This is a genomic window from Fredinandcohnia onubensis, assembly GCF_002734215.1.
In the GTDB taxonomy this organism is placed as follows: Bacteria; Bacillota; Bacilli; order Bacillales; family Bacillaceae_L; genus Ferdinandcohnia; species Ferdinandcohnia onubensis.
This window is the reverse complement of the sequence record NZ_NSEB01000018.1, coordinates 49,280-70,688: the sequence shown is the minus strand read 5'-3', so window position 1 is coordinate 70,688 and position 21,409 is coordinate 49,280. Positions and strand designations below refer to the sequence as shown.

Here is a 21,409-nt window from a genome sequence, read left to right as displayed (position 1 = left end):
AAGAATAAAATCTGATATTAAAAAGAATTGAGGCACCGAAATGAGACCTAGTTTCTTCGAACTTCTTGCTATTTTTATTGTGTTTTACATGATGAGATTACTTTTTGATTCAAACTATAAAACGAAAGATAAAAAAGAGATAGTAATAGATGTCATTTTAACAACTATATTAGCCTTTGTGTTGCTACAGATATTTGAATTTTTTAACTAACTAGAAATAGTTGTAGAAGTCGTTTTTAGGTTTACCAAAAGTTTGAAGGGGAGAACCAGGCAATATTTATATTTTTTGAGAAAGGCTGTGAAAAATAGTTGAGAGGTTATAAGGCAATACTTTTTGATTTAGATGATACCTTGCTAAATAGGAATGAGGCAGTAGATAACATGTTTTTACTGATTTTAGAAAAGTTTTATGGGGATGATAACCATTTAGCCCAAAACGAAATGCTAAGAAAATTTAAAGAATATGATAGTAGAAGTTATGGCTATGGAGATAAAACAATTGTTTTCGAATCCTTGTTTGATGAATTTCCACCAAAATATAGAATACCACGCAATGAAATTCAAGATTTTTGGAATCATTATTTTCCTCAATGTTTTTCCATAAACCAAAAAACGATCCATATTGTAAAGCGTATTAAAGAGCACGTTAAAGTTGGAATTATAACAAATGGCACAACGCAGAGACAAAAAGCTAAAATAATGACCACTCATTTAAATAATTGTTTTGATATTATCATTATTTCTGAGGAGGTGGGATTGAGTAAACCAGACAAACGGATATTTGAATTAGCGTTAAATAAACTTCATGTACAACCTGAAACCACATTATTCGTTGGTGATGATATAGAAAAAGATATTGGTGGTTGTCAAAATGCAAATATAAAGGGAATATGGTTCAATCCACATAAGGACAAGAACGAAACCGAGATAAAGCCATATGCAGAGATTGATTCTCTCGATAGATTATTAAATTATTTCCCTTAAAGGCTTATTTTAAAGGATTGTTATGGTAATTAAGGACTTGGCAACTCTTGATTTAAAGAAATAACAAATAAAATGTAAATTTTTAGGAGACACTCTTACTGAGATTAATCATTGAGTGAGGGGTACAATGCGAAAGAAACGAAAAAATACAAGTATGCACGTCATTTTGGTGTTTACCATAATATTGTTAACTATCTGTAGTAAATCCTGGCGTGATATTCCAAAGTACTATAAAAATATGGTATATGTTAGTTCAATTAATGCATTTTATTATTTCCTATGTAAAAGACATCTTGTTTGGGAGTTCATTCCTAATGGAATTAACTGGTTTTTGATAAGGATGGTACATATACTTATTGTAACTCCGCTAGTCGTACTTGTATTCTTGAGCAAGATGCCAAGTGGGCGGTTTGAGCAATTTATTTACTATTTACGCTGGATAACACTAAGCTTTGTTGTTGAATACATTATTCATAAAAAACACTTAATTCTTTATGGGCACGGCTGGAATATTTTTTGGTCAGGCATTTTATACGTTAAGATGTATTTGTACAGTCATTTATTTACGACACGACCTATTTTATCGGTAATTCTATCATTGTTTTCAACGGTTTTTTTTCTGATTAAATTTAAAGTTCCCTTTAAAATGAAACACCTTTCAAGTTACTGTGAACCATTAGTTGATTTATTCTACCATACAACTTTGAAAGGGTTATTGACAAAGAAAAAACTATTTAAATTTCTTTAGTAACAGGCTATATATAACCACAGGGGTACGATCCTTCAAGAAGGAGAAGTGCCCTTTTTTGTTTAAGTTAGTAAACTATCGAAGTGCTAGTTGAAAAAGAGTTGCGTAGACGATACGAAACTTTTATCAATTTAAACCTGAAAATAAACATATAAATCAATCGGGATAGTAGATAATCGTGTAGAATCGAACCAGTTCGTCTGAAAAGTTGATATAAATATGTTCAGTATTTGCATTAAATTTAATCGTTTCGTCGGGATTTAATTCAAACTTTTCCCCATGAATTTCGAGAGTAAGTACCCCACGTTGTAATAGAACATATTCCTCACCTGTATGCTTTTCTGCTACATGTTTAAAACCAGGTTTTAAGTCTACAGTGAATATTTCAAACTTTTTTTCTGGATGAAAAGGGAAGAGCGGATACACAAAATAATTTCCATCATCATCAATCACTGGATTAAGTTCATTCATTTTTATTTTTTCAATTTGTGGCTTATCATTTTCCTTTAAAAATCCTGAGAAAGAAACTTGCAATCCGTTTGCAATTTTCCAAAGAGTGGTGACAGTTGGATTTGATTTTCCATTTTCGATCTGGGCTAACATTGCTTTGCTAACTCCAGTTAGTTCTGACACGTTATCTAAGCTCAATCCTCGCTTTTTTCTCAAAGTGGCAAGATTATTCGCTATAACCTCTTGAATGAATTCCATAAAAAACTCCTTGACTCTTTTTTCTATTCATAATACCATACATTTGAACATCATAACAGACGCGTGTTTAATATAGCATACAAAAGGTGGTGTAACGTTGAACCAATTAGCAAACGAAATAACGATCGAAAAAAATCTCCCTACCTTTTCTCAAGGAGTAAAAGACTGCGTTCCAACTTTAATTGGCTACATCAGTATTGGAATTGCCATGGGGATAGTTGGAGCAGCGTCCAATCTAAGTATAGTAGAAATTGCTCTATTATCTGTCTTAGTTTACGCTGGTGCAGCTCAATTTATCATTTGTGCCTTACTAGTATCAGGAAGTCCTTTTTCAGTTATTGTATTTACAACTTTTATTGTGAACTTACGTCATTTATTATTATGTATGACTTTAGCCCCGAGTTTTAAAAATGATTCTCTTTTAAAAAATATTGGGATTGGGGCCCTTGTAACAGATGAATCATTCGGTGTTGCCGCTAATAAGATTGCAAAAAGAGAAATGATTAATGCCAGTTGGATGAATGGGTTGAATCTAACAGCTTATATTTTCTGGATTTTGTCTTGTACATTAGGTGCCATTTTCGGAAAATGGATTTCAAATCCAGAAGTTTTAGGATTGGATTTTTCGTTAACAGCGATGTTTCTCGCTCTACTTGTCTTGCAAGTAGAGAGTATGGAACGTGGTAAATTGAAGTTTTACCTATCACTTATCGCCTATGTCATCCTATTTATGTTGGTTCTCTGTATGTTTGTTCCTTCGTATATTGCGATTCTCTTATCAACTATGATCGTTGCAACAATTGGGGTGGTGAAAGACAAATGAGTTTGAATGTATCTATATTATTAATCATCGTAGGGAGTGCCATTGTAACTTTTATTCCGAGAGTTATTCCATTTATTGTGATAAGAAAAATAGGGCTTCCGAAAATTGTAATTAAATGGCTTTCATTTATCCCAATTTGTATTTTTACCGCACTGATCGTTGATAGCTTTATTATACAAGACGAATCAATACTTTCAATAGACTGGAGAGTTCTTGCTGCAATTATACCAACTCTTATTGTAGCGATATGGACAAAGAGTTTGTCTGTTACAGTTATAGTAGGAGTTGTCTGTATGGCTACAATTAGATTTGTGTTTTAAGGATGCTAAGAATTGTGAATCAGGGTAAATCTGTAAAAAATACAGCTTATTCTTAATCGTTGCTGCATTTTTTTATCCTTACTGAAAATAATAAGTTCGGAGGTGTTAAAATGGCAACTGCTAAAATTGGGGACAATATTTCATTTAAGCGTGATGGGGAAAGTTATAATGGAACGGTTACGGTTGTAAGAGAAAATTCTGTGATTGTTGAGTATGGTTACAATAAAGAAAAAGACGAACCTATTTCAACTATAGTCAATCATAAAAATTATAAAATTACGAAAGCAACGTAGGTAACAATAGTACTTAAGTAGCGATAGTCCAAGAGAAGGATTATCGCTTTTTTGTGTCCAATTCGTACTCTCCATTATCTCCGAAATCGAATAAGTAATAGGTAATCACCTATGTTTACCCGGATGAATATCTTAATCGTAAAGCTTTTTTAGGGGGAATCGGTGTGGGTTACTACGTTACTGTGGAATCAGGTGTAAAATTATTTGTAGAAGATATTAATCCCGAGGGCAGCAAGACAATCGTGTTTCTACATGGTTGGCCGTTAAGCCATAAACAGTTTGAGTATCAATTTGATGTTCTGCCCTTTATGGGTTACCGCTGTATCGGAATTGACTGGAGAGGATTCGGAAAGTCGGATAAGCCAATAAGTGGATACAATTTTGACCGATTGGCGGATGACATACGTACAGTGGTTGATGTCCTTCAATTAGACAATTTCACTCTTGTGGGTCACTCTACAGGTGGAGCAATCGCCATTCGATATATGTCCCGACATAATGGTAATGGTGTATCCAAGCTTGTCTTAGTAGATGCTGCAGCTCCTATAGGTTTTACCACAGAAACTGCGACTAGATTCCTTACCCAAGCGTTAAATGACCGTCCTAAGATGATGAGAGAAGTGACAGAAAACTTTTTCTTTCAATATATAACAAGTCCATTCTCTGAGTGGTTTTTTCAAATGGGATTAGAAGCAGCTGGTTGGTCAACAGCAGCGATCATCATTACATTAAGAGATGAGAAGCTTTATGCAGATTTGCAAAAAATCCTTGTACCTACCTTAATCGTTCATGGTGTTCACGACAAAGTGATTCCATTTGCACAAGCTCAGGAATTAAATCAAAAAATAAAAAACGCACAGCTTGTTCCTTTTCATTACAGCGGTCATGGTGCTTTCTGGGAAGAGCGTGAAAAGTTTAATGAGGTATTAAAGCAATTTATTGGTTGATTGTCCTCTTAACTAACCGGAACAAATATTGAAGATCGAGCTGCCATTTGGCGGCTTTTTTAATTGAAGTAACGAGGCAGGTTTGTGAGAATGGAAGTATAATAGGCAGTATGGATATACATATGAGGTGGAGAGAAATGGTGCATAGAATGGGCTTATACGGAGAATATTTTAAAGCAATTAGAGAAGGTAAAAAGAAGGTAGAGGTTCGTTTAAACGATGAAAAGCGAAGAACTATCAAAGTTGGCGATGCCATTGAATTTATAAAGGTTCCAGAACAAGATGAAATAGTAAAAGTTGAAGTAACAAAACTAAGAAAATATGATACGTTTCAATCGATGTATAAGGATATTCCCTTTGAAGATTTTGATTGCGAAGGTTGGACAATGAAAGAGATGATAGAAGGCACTTACGAAATCTACACATCAGAACAAGAAAAAAAGTGGGGAGCGTTGGCAATTTCAATTAAAATAGTTTAGTACATAAAGTTGAAAATCACGCGTATCCAATTCAAGATGGTTTATATAGTTTGGGGAGTTCAAATAATTGTACTTAATAAAACCTTCTTACCTCTAATTGTGGATTGTGGATATGAGATTGGGTGCTTTACATAAATCGGAGGAGTTTTTATGGGAGAACAAGAGAGGTTAAAGATTTTTGATTGTAATAGAAACCAAATAGGAGTAGCTTCTCGAAGTGATGTACATAGGCATGGATATTGGCATGAAACCTTTCATTGTTGGTTTATCAGCAATGACCAAGGAATAGATTATATCTATTTACAACTTCGTAGCAAAAATAAAAAAGACTATCCAGAACTATTAGATATTACATCTGCTGGACATATATTAGCAGATGAAACAGTTAAGGATGGAGTAAGGGAAATAAAAGAAGAAATAGGAATAGATGTAGAGTTTGAAGAACTACTAGGATTAGGTGTAATTGATTATCGTGGTGTGAAAGAAAATTTTATTGATAATGAATATGCAAACGTTTTTCTATATAAGAACGATCATTCCTTTGATGATTTTACAATTCAAGCAGAGGAAGTATCAGGAATAGTTAGATCGAAGTTTAAAGATTTTGCTGATCTTTGGTTTGGTACTAAAGATGAAATTGAAATAAGTGGTTTTGAAATTAATAATAGTGGACAAAAAGTTTTGCTTAAAAAGAAGGTAGATAGAGATAAATTCGTACCACATCAAGTTTCTTTTTATAAAGAAGTTATTCATAAGATCTATAAAAAAATTAGATAGTACTTTGTCAGTTTAGTTAAAGTTGCAAAATAAAGATAAAGATATTTAGAGAAACATAAATTTATTGACTTCTGGAAAAGTATTGAATAAACTATTGTTAATTATCAGATAAAGGCAATGAAGAGAAAAAGTAAAATGATCTTGTTTTTCATCAGAGAGCTTCGGTAGCTGAAAAGAAGCAAAAACAGTCATTTGAACAATGGTCTCTGAGCTTCGTACTGAACGTACTTTTGTATGAGTAGGTTACGACGAGTTTTGGCACTCGTTATCAATGTCACAGTATAAGAGTTGCAGTGAAGACTCCGTACTTGTTGAGGCAAATAGTGAGAGCTATTTGCAAATTAAAGGTGGTACCACGTGGAAAATCAAACCTCGTCCTTAACTATTAGAGTTAGGGTGAGGTTTTTTTGTGTTAAAAATTAATTAATGGGAGGCTTTTATCTATGAGTGTATTTATTGGTGGGGCTTGGGCCTATGCGAACGGCTCACTACATTTAGGCCATATTTCAAGTTTGTTACCTGGTGACATTCTAGCTAGATATTACCGTTTAAAGGGTGAAAAGGTGTTGTATGTATCAGGAAGCGATTGTAATGGAACACCGATTACAGTCAGAGCAAAACAAGAAGGGGTTTCTCCAAAAGTGATTGCGGATCGTTATCACAAAGAATTTGAAGAGTGTTTCTTAAAATTAGGTTTCACATACGATACTTATACAAGGACTGATACGAAACATCACCATAAAGTCGTTCAAGAAATATTTTTAACGTTACTTGAAAAAGGACTGATTTACAAAAAGGAAATTGAACAGACCTATTGTGAACCTTGTCAACAGTTTCTGCCTGACCGTTATGTTGAAGGGATATGCCCTGTCTGTAAAGAGCATTCGCGAGGGGACCAATGTGATCATTGTTCAACTATATTAGAACCACTTGAACTTCTTGAAAGAAAATGTAAAATTTGCGGGCAGGAACCTACTAGCAGATTTACAGAGCACTTTTATTTTTCATTAAGTTCGTTCCAAACTGTTTTGGAAAACTATACGCATGCGGCAGAAGAAAAGAACCTTTGGAGGGAAAATGCCATCTCTTTGACGAACCGATATCTAAAGGAAGGTTTACAAGACAGAGCTGTATCAAGGGATTTGCCTATTGGGGTAAGTGTTCCAGTTGCTGGATATGAAGATAAGAAGATAAGAAGATTTATGTTTGGATTGAGGCTGTGTCAGGATATTATACAGCAAGTAAACGTTGGGCGAATGAAACAAATAATGATGATTCAACATTTTGGAATTCTTCCACTCACTCATATTACATTCACGGGAAAGATAATATCCCATTTCATTCAATTATTTGGCCAGCAATTCTAGCTGGTCTTGGGCAGGAGCCATTACCAACGCACATCGTTTCAAACGAGTACTTGACTTTAGAAAAGAAAAAATTATCGACAAGTAAAAATTGGGCGGTTTGGGTTCCAGATATTTTAGAAAGGTACGATCCAGATTCCATACGATATTTTCTTACAATCAATGCCCCAGAGAACCGAGATGCTGATTTTTCTTGGAAAGAATTCATCTATAGCCATAATAGTGAGTTACTAGGTGCTTATGGAAACTTGGTTAATCGTACTTTGAAATTTATCGAAAAGTCATTTGATGGTGACATTCCTGATAAGGAGATAACCTCAAATATTCAGGATCAAATTAATCGATTATATAGTGAAGTTGGTCTTTGCATAGAAACTGCTGCCTTCAAAAAAGGTCTGGAAAAAATATTTGAGTATATTAGATTCTCAAATAAATACTTTGATGAACAACAACCTTGGAAGCAAATAAAGGATGATCTAGAGTCCTGCAAACAAACCTTGGCAGATTGTGTTTACATTATTGCAAATTTAGCTCAACTCTTATCGCCTTTTCTACCTTTTTCGAGTGAAAAGGTTAAGAAAATGATAAATATAAAGGAAACAGAATGGAGAGCGTGTGTCGAGAAATCAAGGCATTTGTCAAAAGTAGAACCATTGTTTGAAAGAATTGATCCAGTAAAGATTGAGGAAGAACTGGAGAGATTAAAGAAACGGTCTGCTAACGAAATAGATTAAAAAGAGATGAAATTTAGGAGAATCTTATTCTTAGTTTTACGATTCAATGTACTTTTAAGTTATGAAAAAACCATCTATATTAAAAAATGTAGATGGTTTACCTAAAGATTATTTTAAGGGTTGGCAGCATAAATTGCCTTCGCCCTTTTCTAGTGCAGATTTTAAACTATCAAGTACACCTGACCAAGCTATTTGGTGCCAGTTAATTGCCTCAATCCAGTCCTCGTTGTCTTTAAATCCAATATGTTCAACAGTTACCTTTGTAGAACTTTCATTAATAGATTTGAAACTTACTTGAACAATTGTTAGTGCGTTTTTATTCATTAATGATTCGAATTGATCGGGTCCTTTCCAAGTAAAATGTAGCTCTTTTTCATAGGCAAGTTTAGTGATTTTACAGCCACTAGTATTCATACCCGTTTTGTTTCCAGGTATAAAATAAAGTTCGTATGCACCGCCTTCCTTAGCTTCTACCACGGTTTCAGGTGCAAACCATTCTGAGACTCTTTCAGAGATTGTCCAAGCATGCCAAACTAAGTTTAAAGGTGCATCAACTGTTATCTCTTTACTAATTCCTTTAGTGCTAATTGTCAAAGAAATCTCCCCTTATGTAAAATTATTACATACAAATAGTAACATTATTGAAAATATTTAGAAAGAAGTTTTTGATAGATAACCTTGTTTAACGAAAGGGTACAATCTTGAAGTTTATCTTCTAACAAGAGCAGGTTGTAGAAGGTATTAAGTAATTAGAAGAGAATATTAAAATATATAATATTTTTCGGGGGAAAAACGATTGAGTAGGCTTGATTTTATTCGTAACGAAGAAAAAAAGTATCATGATTATTGTTATGAGAACTACAAGTTATTTGAAGAAGGTTCTTGGTTATACAAACCTGTTAAAACAGTAATGGAATTATTACCATTATTTAATCATAAAAAAAATATACGGGTATTGGATTTAGGCTCAGGTGTAGGAAGAAATAGTATTCCAATTGCCCAACAGATAAAAGAGAAAAATGGAAAAGTTGTTTGTGTAGATATATTAGATTCAGCATTAGAAAAATTAATACAATATAGCGATGAGTATGAAGTACAAGAAATAATTAAAACTCAAAAAGCTGATATCGGACATTACGAGATTAAGAGAGATGAATATGACCTGGTTATAGCGGTATCCACCTTAGAACACGTTGAATCGGAAGAAGTACTTGAAAGTGTAATAAAACAAATGGCAGTAGGAACAAAAAAGAATGGAGTAAACTGTATTATTGTAAATTCAGAAGTAGAAGAAATTGATCTAGAAACAAATCAAAAATTAGAAGTTATGATGGAGATTAATAATAAGACAGAAGACATGATTCATAGATTAGATAGAATTTACGCGGGTTGGGACGTGTTAAACAAGCTTGTTAAGCCATTGGAATATAAAATTGTACGTAATGAAAAAGATGTTTTATTAAAAACCAACGCTATAACATATGTTGTTAGAAATATTGAAATTTAGGTTTTGATACCGATTGAGGCATACTCTTCAAAAGCTGCTTACAAGGAGGAGAGTAATATAAAAAAAGGAATTATGGTAATCTGCTTTCTTTTCTTTTTAACAGCTTGTAATCAATCTACTTTAGGTGGAAGTTACGCAATAGTTGTTGTGTTAAATAATACTGAATACAATGGTACGGAAGAGAAATTAGAGGATTATGAAGTAGATAAAACCATTGGCACAGTGATTAAAAAGGTCCATGCAAGTCACTTTCCAAGAAACAATCAATCAAACTTTTTTGAAGAAGGTTCGGTTATTTATTCGGTAAAAGATGAGACTGATTTTATCATTGTTGAAGACAATGATGGAGAATTATATCTATTACAAAATGCTCCGGGGTCTAAATCCAAATAAATAGTAATAAAGGAATGTATGAAAAACTGTTCTTCAACTAACAGGTGCGTTGATCCAAGGAGGATTAACGCACTATTTTGTTGAAGTTAAGAAACTAACAAAACAGGTTTGTTCAATAAGTATTATAAAGGGGGAGTCAAGATGTACCAATATTTTAATGGCTTAGTGATAAGAGAAGGAACCGATGGGGTACCTGCTGATTATGTTAAAGCCTTATTTGAAGATGCTGGATGGGCAAGGAATACTCCTGATTGGCAAAAAGAAAAGTTTACGCTTATATTCAAAAATTCAACTTGGGCATTTACTGTATGGGATAATAACAAAATGATTGGAATGGTGAGGGTTATCTCCGACCAAATAATGGCTGCGAACATAATGGATTTAGTCGTTTTATCGGAATATCGGAGAAAAGGTATCGGGAAAAAGCTAGTGCAACTTTGCGTTCAAAAACTTCCCCATGGTGATTGGTTTGCACATACATCAGCTAACAATTTCAGTTTCTATAAAAAATGTGGTTTTGAAGTGAAGGACCTAGCCCAAAATGGTACTTGTGCGTATTACGGGTATATAAAAGCACGGAAAGATGGGCATAGGTAAAGATTTGTATGCTAACTCGGTCTTCTTGAACTAACAGGTGAGAGTTTTAAGAAGAAATATAAGTGATTTAGCAGGTGATTTATGGTATTAAGTGGAATTACTGTTATGAATAAACAAATCGAAAATAAATGGAGGAGAAGTGATGAGTCAAGTTTGTGTTATTGGAATTTATGTACCAAATATTCAGGAGGCAATTGACTTTTATTCCACAGTTTTAGGGTTCGAAGTTAATAAAAAATATGGTCCAAAAATTGTATCGCTCGTTCACGGAGATCTACCTATCGTATTAGAAGAATCGGAAAAGGCAACATACATTGAGAATACAACAACTTCAGGAGTGGTCTTAGGGTTAAAAACGGAAGACATTTATCATACAGTTGATCTGTTAAAAGAACATAATGTTGATTTCATTGTTGATGAACCAACAAAATGTCCTCCTGGAAAATATATTAGCTTTAAAGACCCATTTGGTAATGTTTTAGAGTATCTGCAATTTGATTAATCGATTTAATGTTTGAACATTCTTGACTGAGAAATATATAACATAAGGTCCTTGGAGGTGCAAAATGGAATTTTATAAGTTTAGTAAAGATAGCGGTAAGCAGATCAGTAAATTCAATTCGGATTTTATGATGTCTCGTATTATTCAAACTGACAAGGAAACTCATATAGGTTGCATGTACTTAGAAGAAAACGGAATTATAGGCTTTCATCAAGCAGTAGTACCTCAACTTCTATTAATCTTAAATGGGGAGGGTTATGTTCGAGGTGAAAAAGAAGAATATATCAAAGTCCAAGCGGGAGATGCTGTGTTTTGGGAGAAAGATGAATGGCACGAAACCAAAACGGATAAAGGGTTAACCGCTATTGTTATTGAAAATGAAGAATTAAATCCTTCATCATTTATGCCTTATAAAAAATAAATGTTGTTATACTAACGGTTGCGATTGCTGAATAAGGCAATCGCTTTTTCTGTTACTTGCGCAGTAAGATTTAATATAGATTAAGAAAATTAACGTTAGGAGAGATTTCAGAATATAGACGAGAAATAAACCTTTCCTTTATTGGTAATCCGACACGATTCCTATTGTTTTTGATTTTTCAAGGAAAAGCAGTTGACAAGTAAAATAAAATTATGATATTATTAAAAATTTGATAAAAAATAACACATGTGTTATGGTTAAGAAGGTTACCATATATGGAGGTGGGTTATTTGTTTCAAATTGGCGATAACATTGTTTATCCAATGCACGGAATAGGTATAATTAAAGCCATAGAAGAAAAGGAAATCTCAGGGGAAAAACAACAGTATTATGTCATAAAAATGTTAATCGGTAATATGCAAGTCATGATTCCTACAGGTAAAATATTGAATTTAAATATACGCCCTGTTACTGACATAATTGCATTAAAACACATCATACACATTTTTCAGCATGGAGAATCAGATAGATTTCTGCTGTGGAAACAAAGGTATAAAGTGAACACGGACAAAATAAAAACGGGTAAACTACAAGAATGTGCCGAAGTTGTACGTGATTTAATGCGTATGAAGAAAGAAAAAGAACTTAATACAAGCGAAAAAAAAATGTTAGTAAACGCACATGGATTTTTGATGAGTGAGCTGGAATTAATTAAAGGAATTACTGAAAACCAAATAAAAAGTTTCTGTTAATGATCCTTTAAATTAATGTATTATATCTCCCGAAAATATCCTGTTTTTTTGGGAATATGTTTCTTTTTTTAAAGTAAATCTTTTAAAGAAATACAACTTCTCCAATCCACCTATAGAGCATTCACCTCTTTTGTTATTTCTACAATTTAATCCATTCTTATTATTTGAATTTCTTTTACGAACTTTGGAGTTTCAACAAATAACTCGATAATATAGTCACTTGATTTTTTGCGATCCTGATTCACACTGGCGCGGACAAGGAGCCGTAAGGATGAAAGAGAGGTAGGGCTTTCATTGTTTTAGGTATGTGAATAGTAATCGTTTCTCTTCATTCGTAAAAGAGAAAAACGAATTGGTAACACAATATAGTCATCTTCAAAAATGGTTTCCAGACTCGGAAACCATTTTTTTATTTATCAAAAGAAATTATGTATTTTATCTCCAAATTCATTATGAAGATTTTCAATTATACGAAGGGAGTTTTGACTTTTGAAGGATTACGAGCTTTTTTGTAGAAGTTATTAAATGAACGGCACGGTATTTCAAACAACGATTAGAGCATTCATCCTTCATTAATACATAGACCATCAATAATTTTTCCTGGAATGTCTAATAAAATAAATGAGGAGGGGATTAAATGAGCAGCAAAGATTATCTCAAGGCAATAAACTGGACAATTTTCATACTTGTTGTTTTTACAGCAATTATTACGGCATCTATCACAATGTATAATCTATACCTGCTTTTGGTGAGGATGCGCAGTCTCGAGCAGAGTTCCGATGGGGAACGATGCAAATGTTCATCTCAATTGCCGTATTAATTAGTTCCGCTTTATTAGCCAAAGGGTGGAAGCGTTTGTTTCCATTTAACGTTCCAATTGCAATCATCCTGCTTGGTTTTTGCTATTTTTTATTCTTTCTTATATTTACAACTGGTTGGGTTGGTTTTCAAGGAATGTTTGGTTTCTTTATCGCTTTCCTACTGGGGGTAATATTAATTATTTTTTATACGGTTGTTAATCGGATAGAAAGAAGAAAGGCTGTAAATAAGAATTAAAGGGTCTGGCTCAAAGTGGCGAGTGCGATAATTCAGGAAGAGTTATCGCTTATTTATGTTGAAGAGAATAAACTTACGAAACAGATTTCTTTAATAAGTCTTGAATGAAAATGAAAGTTTGGAATCCTTATAGGTAGAGTCCACAAATTCATTAATCTTATTTTTGAAAAAAATGCTTTTCTCCTATACTAATAGTCTATTCTTTTTTTACATCTCAGCATAAACTGTTAATAAATAAGGGAAAAGGAGGTGATATAAATGAATAGAAGAGAATCTGCCCCAAATTCAAAGAAAAGAAATACTCATATTTCTCGTGGCGAAGTCAGAGGTATAAGCACATCTACATGCCAACAACTTGCTGATATTATAGGGGGGGTGGTTGTTACAGCAACTCCAGTTTGTGTAGTTCAACGCCTCCGTAATATAAATGCAACCATTTTGGGACTTCGGACTCAATCCCCTTTAGCCCTTCCTTTTGCCCTTTCCTTTGAAAATAACGGTTTAAACTTAGGAGAATCGGTAGTTCTTCAAAGAGAAATTAACCCATTCCTGACAGAATTACGAAAAAGAGGGTTAATAGTCACTGCCGTTCATAACCACTGGCTATTTGATAGACCACGGTTAATGTACATGCACTGGGAGAATGCTGGAGACGATCCGTTTGATTTTGCAACAAAAAGCTTTGAAGCAGCAAGAGCAGCTGGGCTTTTCAAAAAATAAGCAGTAGAATAGATATTCAAACTCCTTAGGTCAAAAAGCGAAGCCTTTTACAAGTTAGTAGTTCTGAAAATGTGGAGAAAATCCAAAATCACAGGCATAAGCAATATAACTATTAAAGCTGCTTTTAAGATTAATGATTTAGCAGAGATACCTTTGAATGTTGATAATATCTGGAATACGGTTGAATCTTTAGAAATAACGTGAGCGATAATTCAGGAAGGATTATCGCTTATTTTGTTGAAGTTGTTAAACGATTGGATAGTTTAGTAAAAATAATGAGAATTGTATTTATATTTTGGTATTGGGATTACTTTAATACTATCAGGAATATTTGTAGAATTCATAATGGTATGTGGCTATGCTGATTTAACTCAAGAAAAACCTGAATCGAAGGCAGACATCGTGTTAATGTCAATAGTCCTTCTTCATATTCCTGAAACGAAAAAAATCGTACAAGAATTGTTCAATATTTTATTATAGATTTTGACAAAAACGATCAAATCTCTCACCCGAAAGTACATAACGGCTTTTCTCATGAAGAACTGAAAAAAGTATTATCCGAGGTTGGATTTACTTCAACTGATATAAAGACATTTTATCATGGAGAACGTATTTTTATAAATAAAGACGCAGCCATGTTTATATCTAGTAGTATAAAGTGAACTTCACAGATTTAAATACGACAAATACACCCGTAAATTACTGTATTTACGGGTGAATATAATAATGCACCATGTTATTAAAACAGGGGTGGAATAAACAACTATAAATAGCAAAATACTATCAAAAAACAGGAGGCCTCTTTGTGAACAAAGACCAATTGGATTTGATAGAGAAAATTAGAAAAGCAGAGATACAACAAAGTGAAAGATGGCTCAATTATTGGACCGAATTTTCCAATTTCCATACATGGCAGTTTTGGGTTGTCTTAGCAATGTTTGTTCTTCCTCTTATCGTATTGCTTCTTTTTATAGACCGAAGAAAAATCTTTCAACTAGGTTTTTATGGATACGGGGTACACATTTTTTTTGCAATTTCGGATGCAATTGGAATTACAAGGGGATGGTGGATTTATCCTTATAAATTACTACCGGGCATTCCGTCTAACGTGGCACTAGATTCTTCTTTCGTTCCAGTTGCGTATATCCTCATGTACCAATTTACCCTGAATAAAAATAAAAATTATTACCTTTGGCTACTCCTTCTTTGCCTTGCTTTTGCATTTTTCATTAAACCCCTATTGCTAGGGATTGGTTTATTTCGTTTTGGAGGAAAGGAGAATTTTTTCCTATTATTTATTTTTTACATAATCGTTGGACTGGTAGCAAAATGGTTAACAGATGTATTTCTGTTCTTAGGTAAAACAAATAAGTGGAGTCTCTTTCATAAAAAAACAAATATTTAATACCAAATTCTATAGGGAAGATTGGTGTGAAGTTGATGGTGCTTATGCTAGCTAAAATTGAGTGCTGGGATGTTATTTAATCTTTTTTGCAATGAGTTCGGTTGCCTTTTTCGGATTAAGCCGATATAAAATGTCCATGATTTTCGAATCGTTTCCGGCTAAGACTCGGTATTTTTTAGTTTCTATTCCTTTAATAATGATGGCAGCTGCGACGATGGGGCTAAGTAGCTTATAAGTAGAATTTTCAGCATCTTCTTTTTCCACTTTGGCTTTTTCTACGAGGTCTGTTTCGACCGCACCAGGAATCACAAGGGTCACACCTACATTGGTTTTTCGAAGCTCGGAGTGAAGGGATTCGGTTAACATCTTAACAGCTGCTTTTGAAGCGCAGTAGATTGTTTGTTGCGGAATCGGTAAGGATCCTCCCATACTCGCTACATTCGCAATATGAGCTTCCGGCCTAGTTAACAGATGTGGTAAAAACGATTTACACATATAAAGCGTTCCATAAAAATTGACATCCATTACCCATTGAATTTGTTCATACTCAAGATCATTTACACTAGTAAAAGGTTGAATGATGCCTGCATTATTGATAATCGCGTCTACGTAACCGTGACTGGCAATGACTTCATCAGGAAGCTTTAGGACATCCTCTCTGTTCGCGATATTTGCGGTGTGAATTGATATCCTTTCGCCATACTCTTCTTTGAATGCCTGCATTTTATCGAGCCCATTTTTGTGAATGATCGCTGCGACATTAGCTCCTTTTTCCAATAGCTGGCGAACTAGCTCACGTCCAATCCCACCCCCTGCACCCGTAACAACAATGACCTTATTGGCTACTTTCATTAAATAACCCCCAACGTATAAAAATGTGCACTCCATATCATATGTAGGTTGCGATTCTTGATGACTTAGTGAAAAAATAATAATTGATATAGTTTTTTGAGTGGTTAAGGAAAAATTTAAAGAATGTTATACAATAAAAGTATGAATCTTCAATGGAGGAGAGGGGAATTAGACAAGATGTTTACTATGAGGAAAGTTCAGACTACAGATTTAGAACAGTTGTTACATATTGAGAATGAAGGCTTTACGGTTGAGGAGGCAGCAACAAAAGAAGCTTTTATAGAGAGAATTCAGTTGATAGCGGATAGCTTTATTGTGGCAGAAGAGGAAGGGAAGATACTCGGTTATATTAATGGACCTGTTATAAATCAACCGTATATAACCGATGATCTTTTTACGGAAATCAAGCAGAACCCAAAAAGAGGAGGATTTCAGAGTGTTTTGGGATTAGCAGTATCCAAAAAGAATCGAAAGCAAGGGATTGCAAAGAGTTTACTAGATAAAATGCAAGAACTAGTAATAGAGAATGATAGAGAAGGAATTACTTTAACTTGTAAACAGGAATTAGTTTCTTTTTATGAAAAGCAAGGATTTGTTAACCATGGCTTGTCCGAATCCAAACATGGTGGAGTGAACTGGTATAACATGGTGAAATTAAAATAGGGACGCTTACGACTAGTCCTAGGTCTTTTGTTAGCAACGTTCCTTGAACATTTTATGAAAATAACGAAATTATGATCTGCTTTTAGGATAAGGTATTATATTTGTAACTATTCATTTGAAACCCAGTCGTTACAATAAGCGTGAAGGATAACAATAATGACGAAATGGGGTATTCTTTTGAGATTTCCACAATTAAAAATAGGTCATATGGCACCAAAGGTTCCAATCATGCAAGGAGGAATGGGGGTAGGTATTTCGTTAAGCGGTCTTGCTTCTGCTGTTGCAAATGCTGGCGGTATCGGAATTATTTCAGGGACTGGAATTAGTTTTGATGAATTGCGATTTCACATCAGGAAGGCGAGAGAATCCATTCAGGATGGCGGCTATATAGGTGTGAATGTTCTTTTTGCGATGAATGATTTTGCTGCAAAAATGAAAGTAGCGATTGAGGAAAAAGTTGATTTCATTATTTCAGGAGCTGGCATTTCAAGAGATATGTATAGTTGGGGCAGAGAAGCTGGAATACCGGTGATCTCCATTGTGTCTTCAGCAAGGCTTGCAAAAATATCAGAACGTCTGGGTGCTTCTGCTGTTGTTGTAGAAGGAAATGAGGCAGGTGGGCACCTGGGTACCGAAAGACCTTTGTTCGATATTTTGCCAGAAGTGGTGGAAGCGGTTAAGATTCCTGTAATTGCTGCTGGAGGGATTATGACTGGAGAAGATCTCGCTCGTGCCATTCGAATAGGGGCTTCCGGTGTTCAAATGGGAACAAGATTTGTTGCGAGTAACGAATGTGACGCACCATTATCGTTTAAGGAAAAATATGTACAAGCGAAGAAGGAAGATACGGTTATGGTAAAAACAACCGTGGGATTAGAAGGTCGTGCAATAAAGAATCATTTTACTGAACTAATATCTGATGATAAAAAAATAAAAATCAAAAAATGTATTGATTGCCTGAAAGATTGCTCTTATCGCTTTTGTACAATGGATTCATTGATCACCTCAATGGAAGGGGATTGCGAGAATGGTCTTGTATTTGCGGGAGCGAGAGTGCATGAAATAAACGAAATCCTTCCCGTCCAAACGATCATCCATAACATTATGAATGAATACAAAGCTTGTATTTAATAATTTGTTTTTAGGAGTAGATCCATGCTTGATTTGAGAAACGAAAAAACAATCTTTGTTGCGCCCACAGATGGAATTTGATTTCCCACTGTGGGCTCTTATTTGTATTAAAAAGAAGATAATAAGGGATGCCAACCCATCGATTTAAGTATGGACTGGGACGCGGGACCTGTCCCTTCGACCCTATTCTACGATAGTGATAATGGGTGGTTTGTGTAGGTAGTGGAAGAAGTTTGCACCGTCTTGTTCCGCTTGTTTTGCTTCTGGGCTGTTAAAGGCCTCCATTAATTTCTCCATGTTTTCGAATTCTAGTATGGTAACCAGATAGAGGTTTAAATCACTCCCTTGGGAATTCACTACACGATGAACAGAATCTTTCATGATATTTGGTATTTTTCTTCCTAGTGGAACATGAACATCGAAATAATGCTTATCAAACTTTTCCTTATCCTTTGGTTCCTCATACATAATGATCATCTTCGCCATAATCTTTCACTCCTCCATTCTAGTAAACTATATTCTTTTTTACTTTTTTATATACCAATGCGATTCATACACATTCTTGTGCTAACGGTGCAGGATAGTGGAAAGAAAATATCGAGGTAGGAGGATAGAGCAAAATAAAAAAGGCTAATCAATACAGATAACCCAAAAGAGAGAATAGAGAAAAGGATCCCTGTTGAGACCCTATTCTTGTGTATTAGATATTAATAATTGCTCAATTTAAGCGTCAAAGTTGTACTGGATTATCTGTTATTTCCTTGGTCGTTGTATTTCCTTCTTAATCCTAAAAGACCAGCTAACCCAAGTAATCCAATCCAGCCCCAATCCATGTCGTCGTCGTCATCATCAGCGTTAGCCGTGTCATTACCATTTTGTGCAAAATGAGTGACTTCGCTACCAGCGTTATCGCTAAAATCTGTGGCTTGGACAGTTGACATACCTAAAAGCATTGCAGTAAAAAGAAAAGTACAAAATGAAAAAAGAAATTTTTTAGACATGGTTTCCCTCCTTTCATATTTATTTACATTAATTTTTTTAATTGCATGAATAATTATTCAAGAGGTATTTAATGTTAATAGATATTGTGAAGCTGTACACTTAATGGGCCAAATTCAAACGTTTGTTATTTATGTAACGAATACATACGATTAGTAATTTATGGGGAAGTTAGTTTTTAGTATAACTTTTTTGGAGGTTACTTATGGAGGGAAAGGGAAGTCAGATCAGGCTAACAGCAGGTGAGATTGCTCAACTTTGGATTCAATACTTAAATGATAGCGCAAGCATATGTGTCCTTTCGTATTTTTTAGAAAAAGCGGAAGATGATGAAACTAAGCCTATCATTAAATTTGCTTTAGAGTTATCTGAATCACATATTCAACAAATCACCGCCATTTTATCAGAGGAAAAACATGTTGTTCCATGTGGTTTTAGTTTAAAAGAGGATGTGGACGTAACCGCTCCTAGGCTTTATTCAGACAGTTTTGCACTAAATTTTATAAACCAAATGTCTAAGGTTGGACTTACTTCGTATGCTGGGAGTGTGGCAGCATCTGTTAGAGATGATATTAAAAACTATTACATGGAATGTCTTAGTGAAGCCATGCAATTATATAAAAAGTCAACCGATTTATTATTGTCAAAAGGAATATTTGTTAGGCCCCCAAGTTTGCCCAATTTGGAGAAGGTTGAATTTGTGAAAAAGCAATGGTTTATGTTAGATGTGGTTGGAGAGAAAAGGCCATTAACGGCTGCTGAAGTAGCTAATTTATTCTTTAATCTCCAAAGAAACGCTTTGGGAGTAGCGACCCTTACTGGTTTCAGTCAAGTTGCAGGAGATAAGGATGTAAAACAATTCTTTTTAAAAGGGTTAGAAGTTGGGAATAAACATATAAAATTATTTAGAGGTAAGTTAGAGGAAAGTAAACTCCCGGCACCTATGGGGTGGGATTCTGAAATAACCAATAGTACAGCGCATACATTTTCCGATAAACTTATGATGTATTTCACATCTGGATTAATTACTTTGAGCGTAGGGTATTACGGTACAGCTGTAAGTCAAAGCCCTAGAGCTGATTTAAGTACCATGTATAACAGGCTATCCTTAGAGGTTCAGTTGTATGCTGAGGATGGAGCTAATATTATGATAAAAAATGGTTGGTTAGAACAGCCCCCGATGGCTTCCGATAGAGATGAATTAATAAGAAGAAAGAAACAATTATAACAACCATTTTAAGTCCTTATGCATATCAGCATAAGGACTTTTTAGATAGATTAGCCTTATCTCCTGATACCTTTGGAGAACTTCTCTTAAACTACAGGATTACCGTTTATACTTGGTAAGTTTCGAACAAACGTAGAAAGTTCGAATTTACCGTACCTTCACATGCCTTGTTTAAGTTTTTCTTTGTAGTATTGTCTAATGTTATTATCTTGGGTGGTTATCAGGATTTTTATGAATTGAAGGATCACTTTTCATTTAAGTATTTTAAACACCCATACAAATAAAGTATGGGTTGCATAGTATGAGTTATTAATGAATTTGGAGGTGACATTTCATGAGTTCAGGTGGATATGGATCAGGATTTGCTTTAATCGTTGTTTTGTTTATCCTTTTAATCATCGTAGGTTCAGCGTATGTTGGATCTGGTGGTTACGGAGGAGGTTACGGATATGGTGGAGGATTTTGGGGTTAATTCTCCATTAAGACAGATCATTTTTTTATGATCTGTTTTTTCTTTTTTGGGCAAGCAGGAGAGGAATGTTTATTTTGTCTTCCATAGTAGTGAAATTTAATTTAAGTGAGGGTAGATTTTGTTTATTCTAGTTGTGTATATCTATTTTACATACCGTGTTCAAAAAATAATCTAAAGAAGAAGGAACCAAGGTGGTTCCTTTGAATTTAATGATTATTTGGGTTTTTTAGTTGAGATTTACTTCCACGTTTGGAGTTATATTCAGTACCTTTATTATTATCACCGCTAGCCATATCTTGGCCAAATTCCGTTTCTAATTTTCCACCATTTCTCGGTGAAGTTTGATTCTGACTACCTTTATTTTTACGTTTTGTCATCATTTACACCTCCATTTCAAATGCATTATTATCATTCCAAGCTTTTTAATTTTCATGTAATAACCGATAATATCTCAAAAAATTAAGCCTTCATGCAAAAAACGCTCAGGTTTCTTGGCGTTTTTTCATTTCCTAAACATCGATCGGTCCAATTGAA

General features: G+C 34.3%; 25 protein-coding genes, 3 pseudogenes and 1 other annotated feature. Of the genes and pseudogenes, 22 read left to right on the top strand and 6 right to left on the bottom strand.

Translation table 11 applies throughout. The annotated features are described in order from the left end of the window. The first annotated feature begins 309 nt into the window (after window positions 1–309). Entirely contained in the window at window positions 310–984 is a 675-nt protein-coding gene (locus CKK03_RS19785; RefSeq protein WP_180271322.1) for an HAD family hydrolase, read from the top strand. A gap of 904 nt (window positions 985–1,888) precedes the next feature. On the opposite strand, the gene CKK03_RS19775 is transcribed toward CKK03_RS19785, so the two are convergent. Then, window positions 1,889–2,440, bottom strand: a complete 552-nt coding sequence (locus tag CKK03_RS19775; RefSeq protein WP_099364232.1) for a helix-turn-helix domain-containing protein — start codon at window positions 2,438–2,440, stop codon at window positions 1,889–1,891. A 97-nt stretch (window positions 2,441–2,537) separates the two neighbouring features. Between CKK03_RS19775 and CKK03_RS19770 the strand changes: the two genes are divergently transcribed. The 7 genes and pseudogenes from CKK03_RS19770 (at window position 2,538) to metG (ending at window position 8,177) form a co-directional block, all read left to right on the top strand. Beyond that, window positions 2,538–3,263 carry an AzlC family ABC transporter permease gene (locus CKK03_RS19770; protein WP_099364231.1) on the top strand — a complete coding sequence of 242 codons (726 nt, stop codon included), beginning with the start codon at window positions 2,538–2,540 and terminating at the stop codon, window positions 3,261–3,263. Next, entirely contained in the window at window positions 3,260–3,583 is a 324-nt protein-coding gene (locus CKK03_RS19765) for an AzlD domain-containing protein (protein ID WP_099364230.1), read from the top strand. The genes CKK03_RS19770 and CKK03_RS19765 overlap by 4 nt, the downstream gene beginning before the upstream one ends. Before the next feature lie 110 nt (window positions 3,584–3,693). Beyond that, on the top strand, window positions 3,694–3,876 hold the full coding sequence (locus tag CKK03_RS19760) for a DUF2187 family protein (protein WP_099364229.1): 183 nt from the start codon (window positions 3,694–3,696) through the stop codon (window positions 3,874–3,876). 164 nt (window positions 3,877–4,040) lie between these two features. After that, window positions 4,041–4,823 carry an alpha/beta fold hydrolase gene (locus CKK03_RS19755; RefSeq protein WP_099364228.1) on the top strand — a complete coding sequence of 261 codons (783 nt, stop codon included), beginning with the start codon at window positions 4,041–4,043 and terminating at the stop codon, window positions 4,821–4,823. Between the two features lie 137 nt (window positions 4,824–4,960). Then, a complete protein-coding gene (locus tag CKK03_RS19750; RefSeq protein WP_099364227.1) occupies window positions 4,961–5,302 on the top strand; it encodes an ASCH domain-containing protein in 342 nt (113 codons plus the stop codon). A 150-nt stretch (window positions 5,303–5,452) separates the two neighbouring features. Further along, window positions 5,453–6,079: an NUDIX hydrolase gene (locus CKK03_RS19745; RefSeq protein ID WP_099364226.1), complete on the top strand. Its 627-nt coding sequence runs from the start codon at window positions 5,453–5,455 to the stop codon at window positions 6,077–6,079. Window positions 6,080–6,187: 108 nt separating this feature from the next. Beyond that, window positions 6,188–6,462, top strand: a binding site (T-box leader). 60 nt (window positions 6,463–6,522) lie between these two features. Further along, window positions 6,523–8,177: pseudogene (metG, locus tag CKK03_RS19740) on the top strand (methionine--tRNA ligase). Window positions 8,178–8,285: 108 nt separating this feature from the next. Here metG and CKK03_RS19735 read toward each other — a convergent pair. Further along, window positions 8,286–8,777, bottom strand: coding sequence for an SRPBCC family protein (locus tag CKK03_RS19735; protein ID WP_099364225.1), 492 nt, complete (start codon window positions 8,775–8,777; stop codon window positions 8,286–8,288). Between the two features lie 196 nt (window positions 8,778–8,973). On the opposite strand from CKK03_RS19735, the gene CKK03_RS19730 reads away from it, so the two are divergent. The 10 genes and pseudogenes from CKK03_RS19730 to CKK03_RS19685 all read left to right on the top strand — a co-directional run bounded on the left by CKK03_RS19730 (window position 8,974) and on the right by CKK03_RS19685 (window position 15,530). Beyond that, on the top strand, window positions 8,974–9,684 hold the full coding sequence (locus tag CKK03_RS19730; protein ID WP_099364224.1) for a class I SAM-dependent methyltransferase: 711 nt from the start codon (window positions 8,974–8,976) through the stop codon (window positions 9,682–9,684). 3 nt (window positions 9,685–9,687) lie between these two features. Continuing rightward, complete coding sequence (locus CKK03_RS19725; protein ID WP_142354042.1) at window positions 9,688–10,077, top strand: hypothetical protein; 390 nt, start codon at window positions 9,688–9,690, stop codon at window positions 10,075–10,077. A 141-nt stretch (window positions 10,078–10,218) separates the two neighbouring features. Then, a complete protein-coding gene (locus tag CKK03_RS19720; protein ID WP_099364222.1) occupies window positions 10,219–10,674 on the top strand; it encodes a GNAT family N-acetyltransferase in 456 nt (151 codons plus the stop codon). 142 nt (window positions 10,675–10,816) lie between these two features. Beyond that, entirely contained in the window at window positions 10,817–11,176 is a 360-nt protein-coding gene (locus CKK03_RS19715; protein WP_099364221.1) for a VOC family protein, read from the top strand. Window positions 11,177–11,240: 64 nt separating this feature from the next. Beyond that, a complete protein-coding gene (locus CKK03_RS19710; RefSeq protein WP_099364220.1) occupies window positions 11,241–11,597 on the top strand; it encodes a cupin domain-containing protein in 357 nt (118 codons plus the stop codon). Window positions 11,598–11,872: 275 nt separating this feature from the next. Next, a complete protein-coding gene (locus tag CKK03_RS19705) occupies window positions 11,873–12,349 on the top strand; it encodes a CarD family transcriptional regulator (RefSeq protein ID WP_099364219.1) in 477 nt (158 codons plus the stop codon). Window positions 12,350–13,144: 795 nt separating this feature from the next. Beyond that, a complete protein-coding gene (locus CKK03_RS24040; protein WP_245864218.1) occupies window positions 13,145–13,405 on the top strand; it encodes a hypothetical protein in 261 nt (86 codons plus the stop codon). Window positions 13,406–13,663: 258 nt separating this feature from the next. Further along, window positions 13,664–14,125 (top strand): DUF1259 domain-containing protein, encoded by a 462-nt coding sequence (locus tag CKK03_RS19695; RefSeq protein ID WP_245864216.1) that lies wholly within the window; start codon window positions 13,664–13,666, stop codon window positions 14,123–14,125. Window positions 14,126–14,482: 357 nt separating this feature from the next. Continuing rightward, window positions 14,483–14,787 (top strand): annotated as a pseudogene (locus CKK03_RS24035) (hypothetical protein); the annotation flags it as partial. Between the two features lie 143 nt (window positions 14,788–14,930). Then, window positions 14,931–15,530, top strand: a complete 600-nt coding sequence (locus CKK03_RS19685) for a CBO0543 family protein (protein WP_099364218.1) — start codon at window positions 14,931–14,933, stop codon at window positions 15,528–15,530. 72 nt (window positions 15,531–15,602) lie between these two features. On the opposite strand, the gene CKK03_RS19680 is transcribed toward CKK03_RS19685, so the two are convergent. Next, window positions 15,603–16,382: an SDR family NAD(P)-dependent oxidoreductase gene (locus CKK03_RS19680; RefSeq protein ID WP_099364217.1), complete on the bottom strand. Its 780-nt coding sequence runs from the start codon at window positions 16,380–16,382 to the stop codon at window positions 15,603–15,605. Window positions 16,383–16,568: 186 nt separating this feature from the next. On the opposite strand from CKK03_RS19680, the gene CKK03_RS19675 reads away from it, so the two are divergent. Together CKK03_RS19675 and CKK03_RS19670 are read left to right on the top strand one after the other, a co-directional pair. Continuing rightward, the gene (locus CKK03_RS19675) at window positions 16,569–17,045 is read left to right on the top strand and encodes a GNAT family N-acetyltransferase (RefSeq protein ID WP_425432887.1); all 477 of its coding nucleotides are present in this window, start codon (window positions 16,569–16,571) and stop codon (window positions 17,043–17,045) included. Window positions 17,046–17,201: 156 nt separating this feature from the next. Further along, window positions 17,202–18,176: an NAD(P)H-dependent flavin oxidoreductase gene (locus CKK03_RS19670; protein ID WP_180271320.1), complete on the top strand. Its 975-nt coding sequence runs from the start codon at window positions 17,202–17,204 to the stop codon at window positions 18,174–18,176. Window positions 18,177–18,359: 183 nt separating this feature from the next. Here the strand turns inward: CKK03_RS19670 and CKK03_RS19665 are convergent, their stop codons facing one another. Together CKK03_RS19665 and CKK03_RS19660 are read right to left on the bottom strand one after the other, a co-directional pair. Beyond that, a complete protein-coding gene (locus CKK03_RS19665; RefSeq protein ID WP_099364216.1) occupies window positions 18,360–18,662 on the bottom strand; it encodes an EthD family reductase in 303 nt (100 codons plus the stop codon). A gap of 260 nt (window positions 18,663–18,922) precedes the next feature. Next, window positions 18,923–19,177: a WGxxGxxG family protein gene (locus CKK03_RS19660; protein ID WP_099364215.1), complete on the bottom strand. Its 255-nt coding sequence runs from the start codon at window positions 19,175–19,177 to the stop codon at window positions 18,923–18,925. A gap of 203 nt (window positions 19,178–19,380) precedes the next feature. Between CKK03_RS19660 and CKK03_RS19655 the strand changes: the two genes are divergently transcribed. Together CKK03_RS19655 and CKK03_RS24030 are read left to right on the top strand one after the other, a co-directional pair. After that, complete coding sequence (locus CKK03_RS19655; protein WP_099364214.1) at window positions 19,381–20,403, top strand: DUF3231 family protein; 1,023 nt, start codon at window positions 19,381–19,383, stop codon at window positions 20,401–20,403. Window positions 20,404–20,737: 334 nt separating this feature from the next. Beyond that, window positions 20,738–20,821 (top strand): annotated as a pseudogene (locus tag CKK03_RS24030) (YjcZ family sporulation protein); the annotation flags it as partial. 260 nt (window positions 20,822–21,081) lie between these two features. Here the strand turns inward: CKK03_RS24030 and CKK03_RS19645 are convergent. Further along, on the bottom strand, window positions 21,082–21,252 hold the full coding sequence (locus CKK03_RS19645) for an imidazoleglycerol-phosphate dehydratase (protein WP_099364212.1): 171 nt from the start codon (window positions 21,250–21,252) through the stop codon (window positions 21,082–21,084). Window positions 21,253–21,409 lie beyond the last annotated feature (157 nt).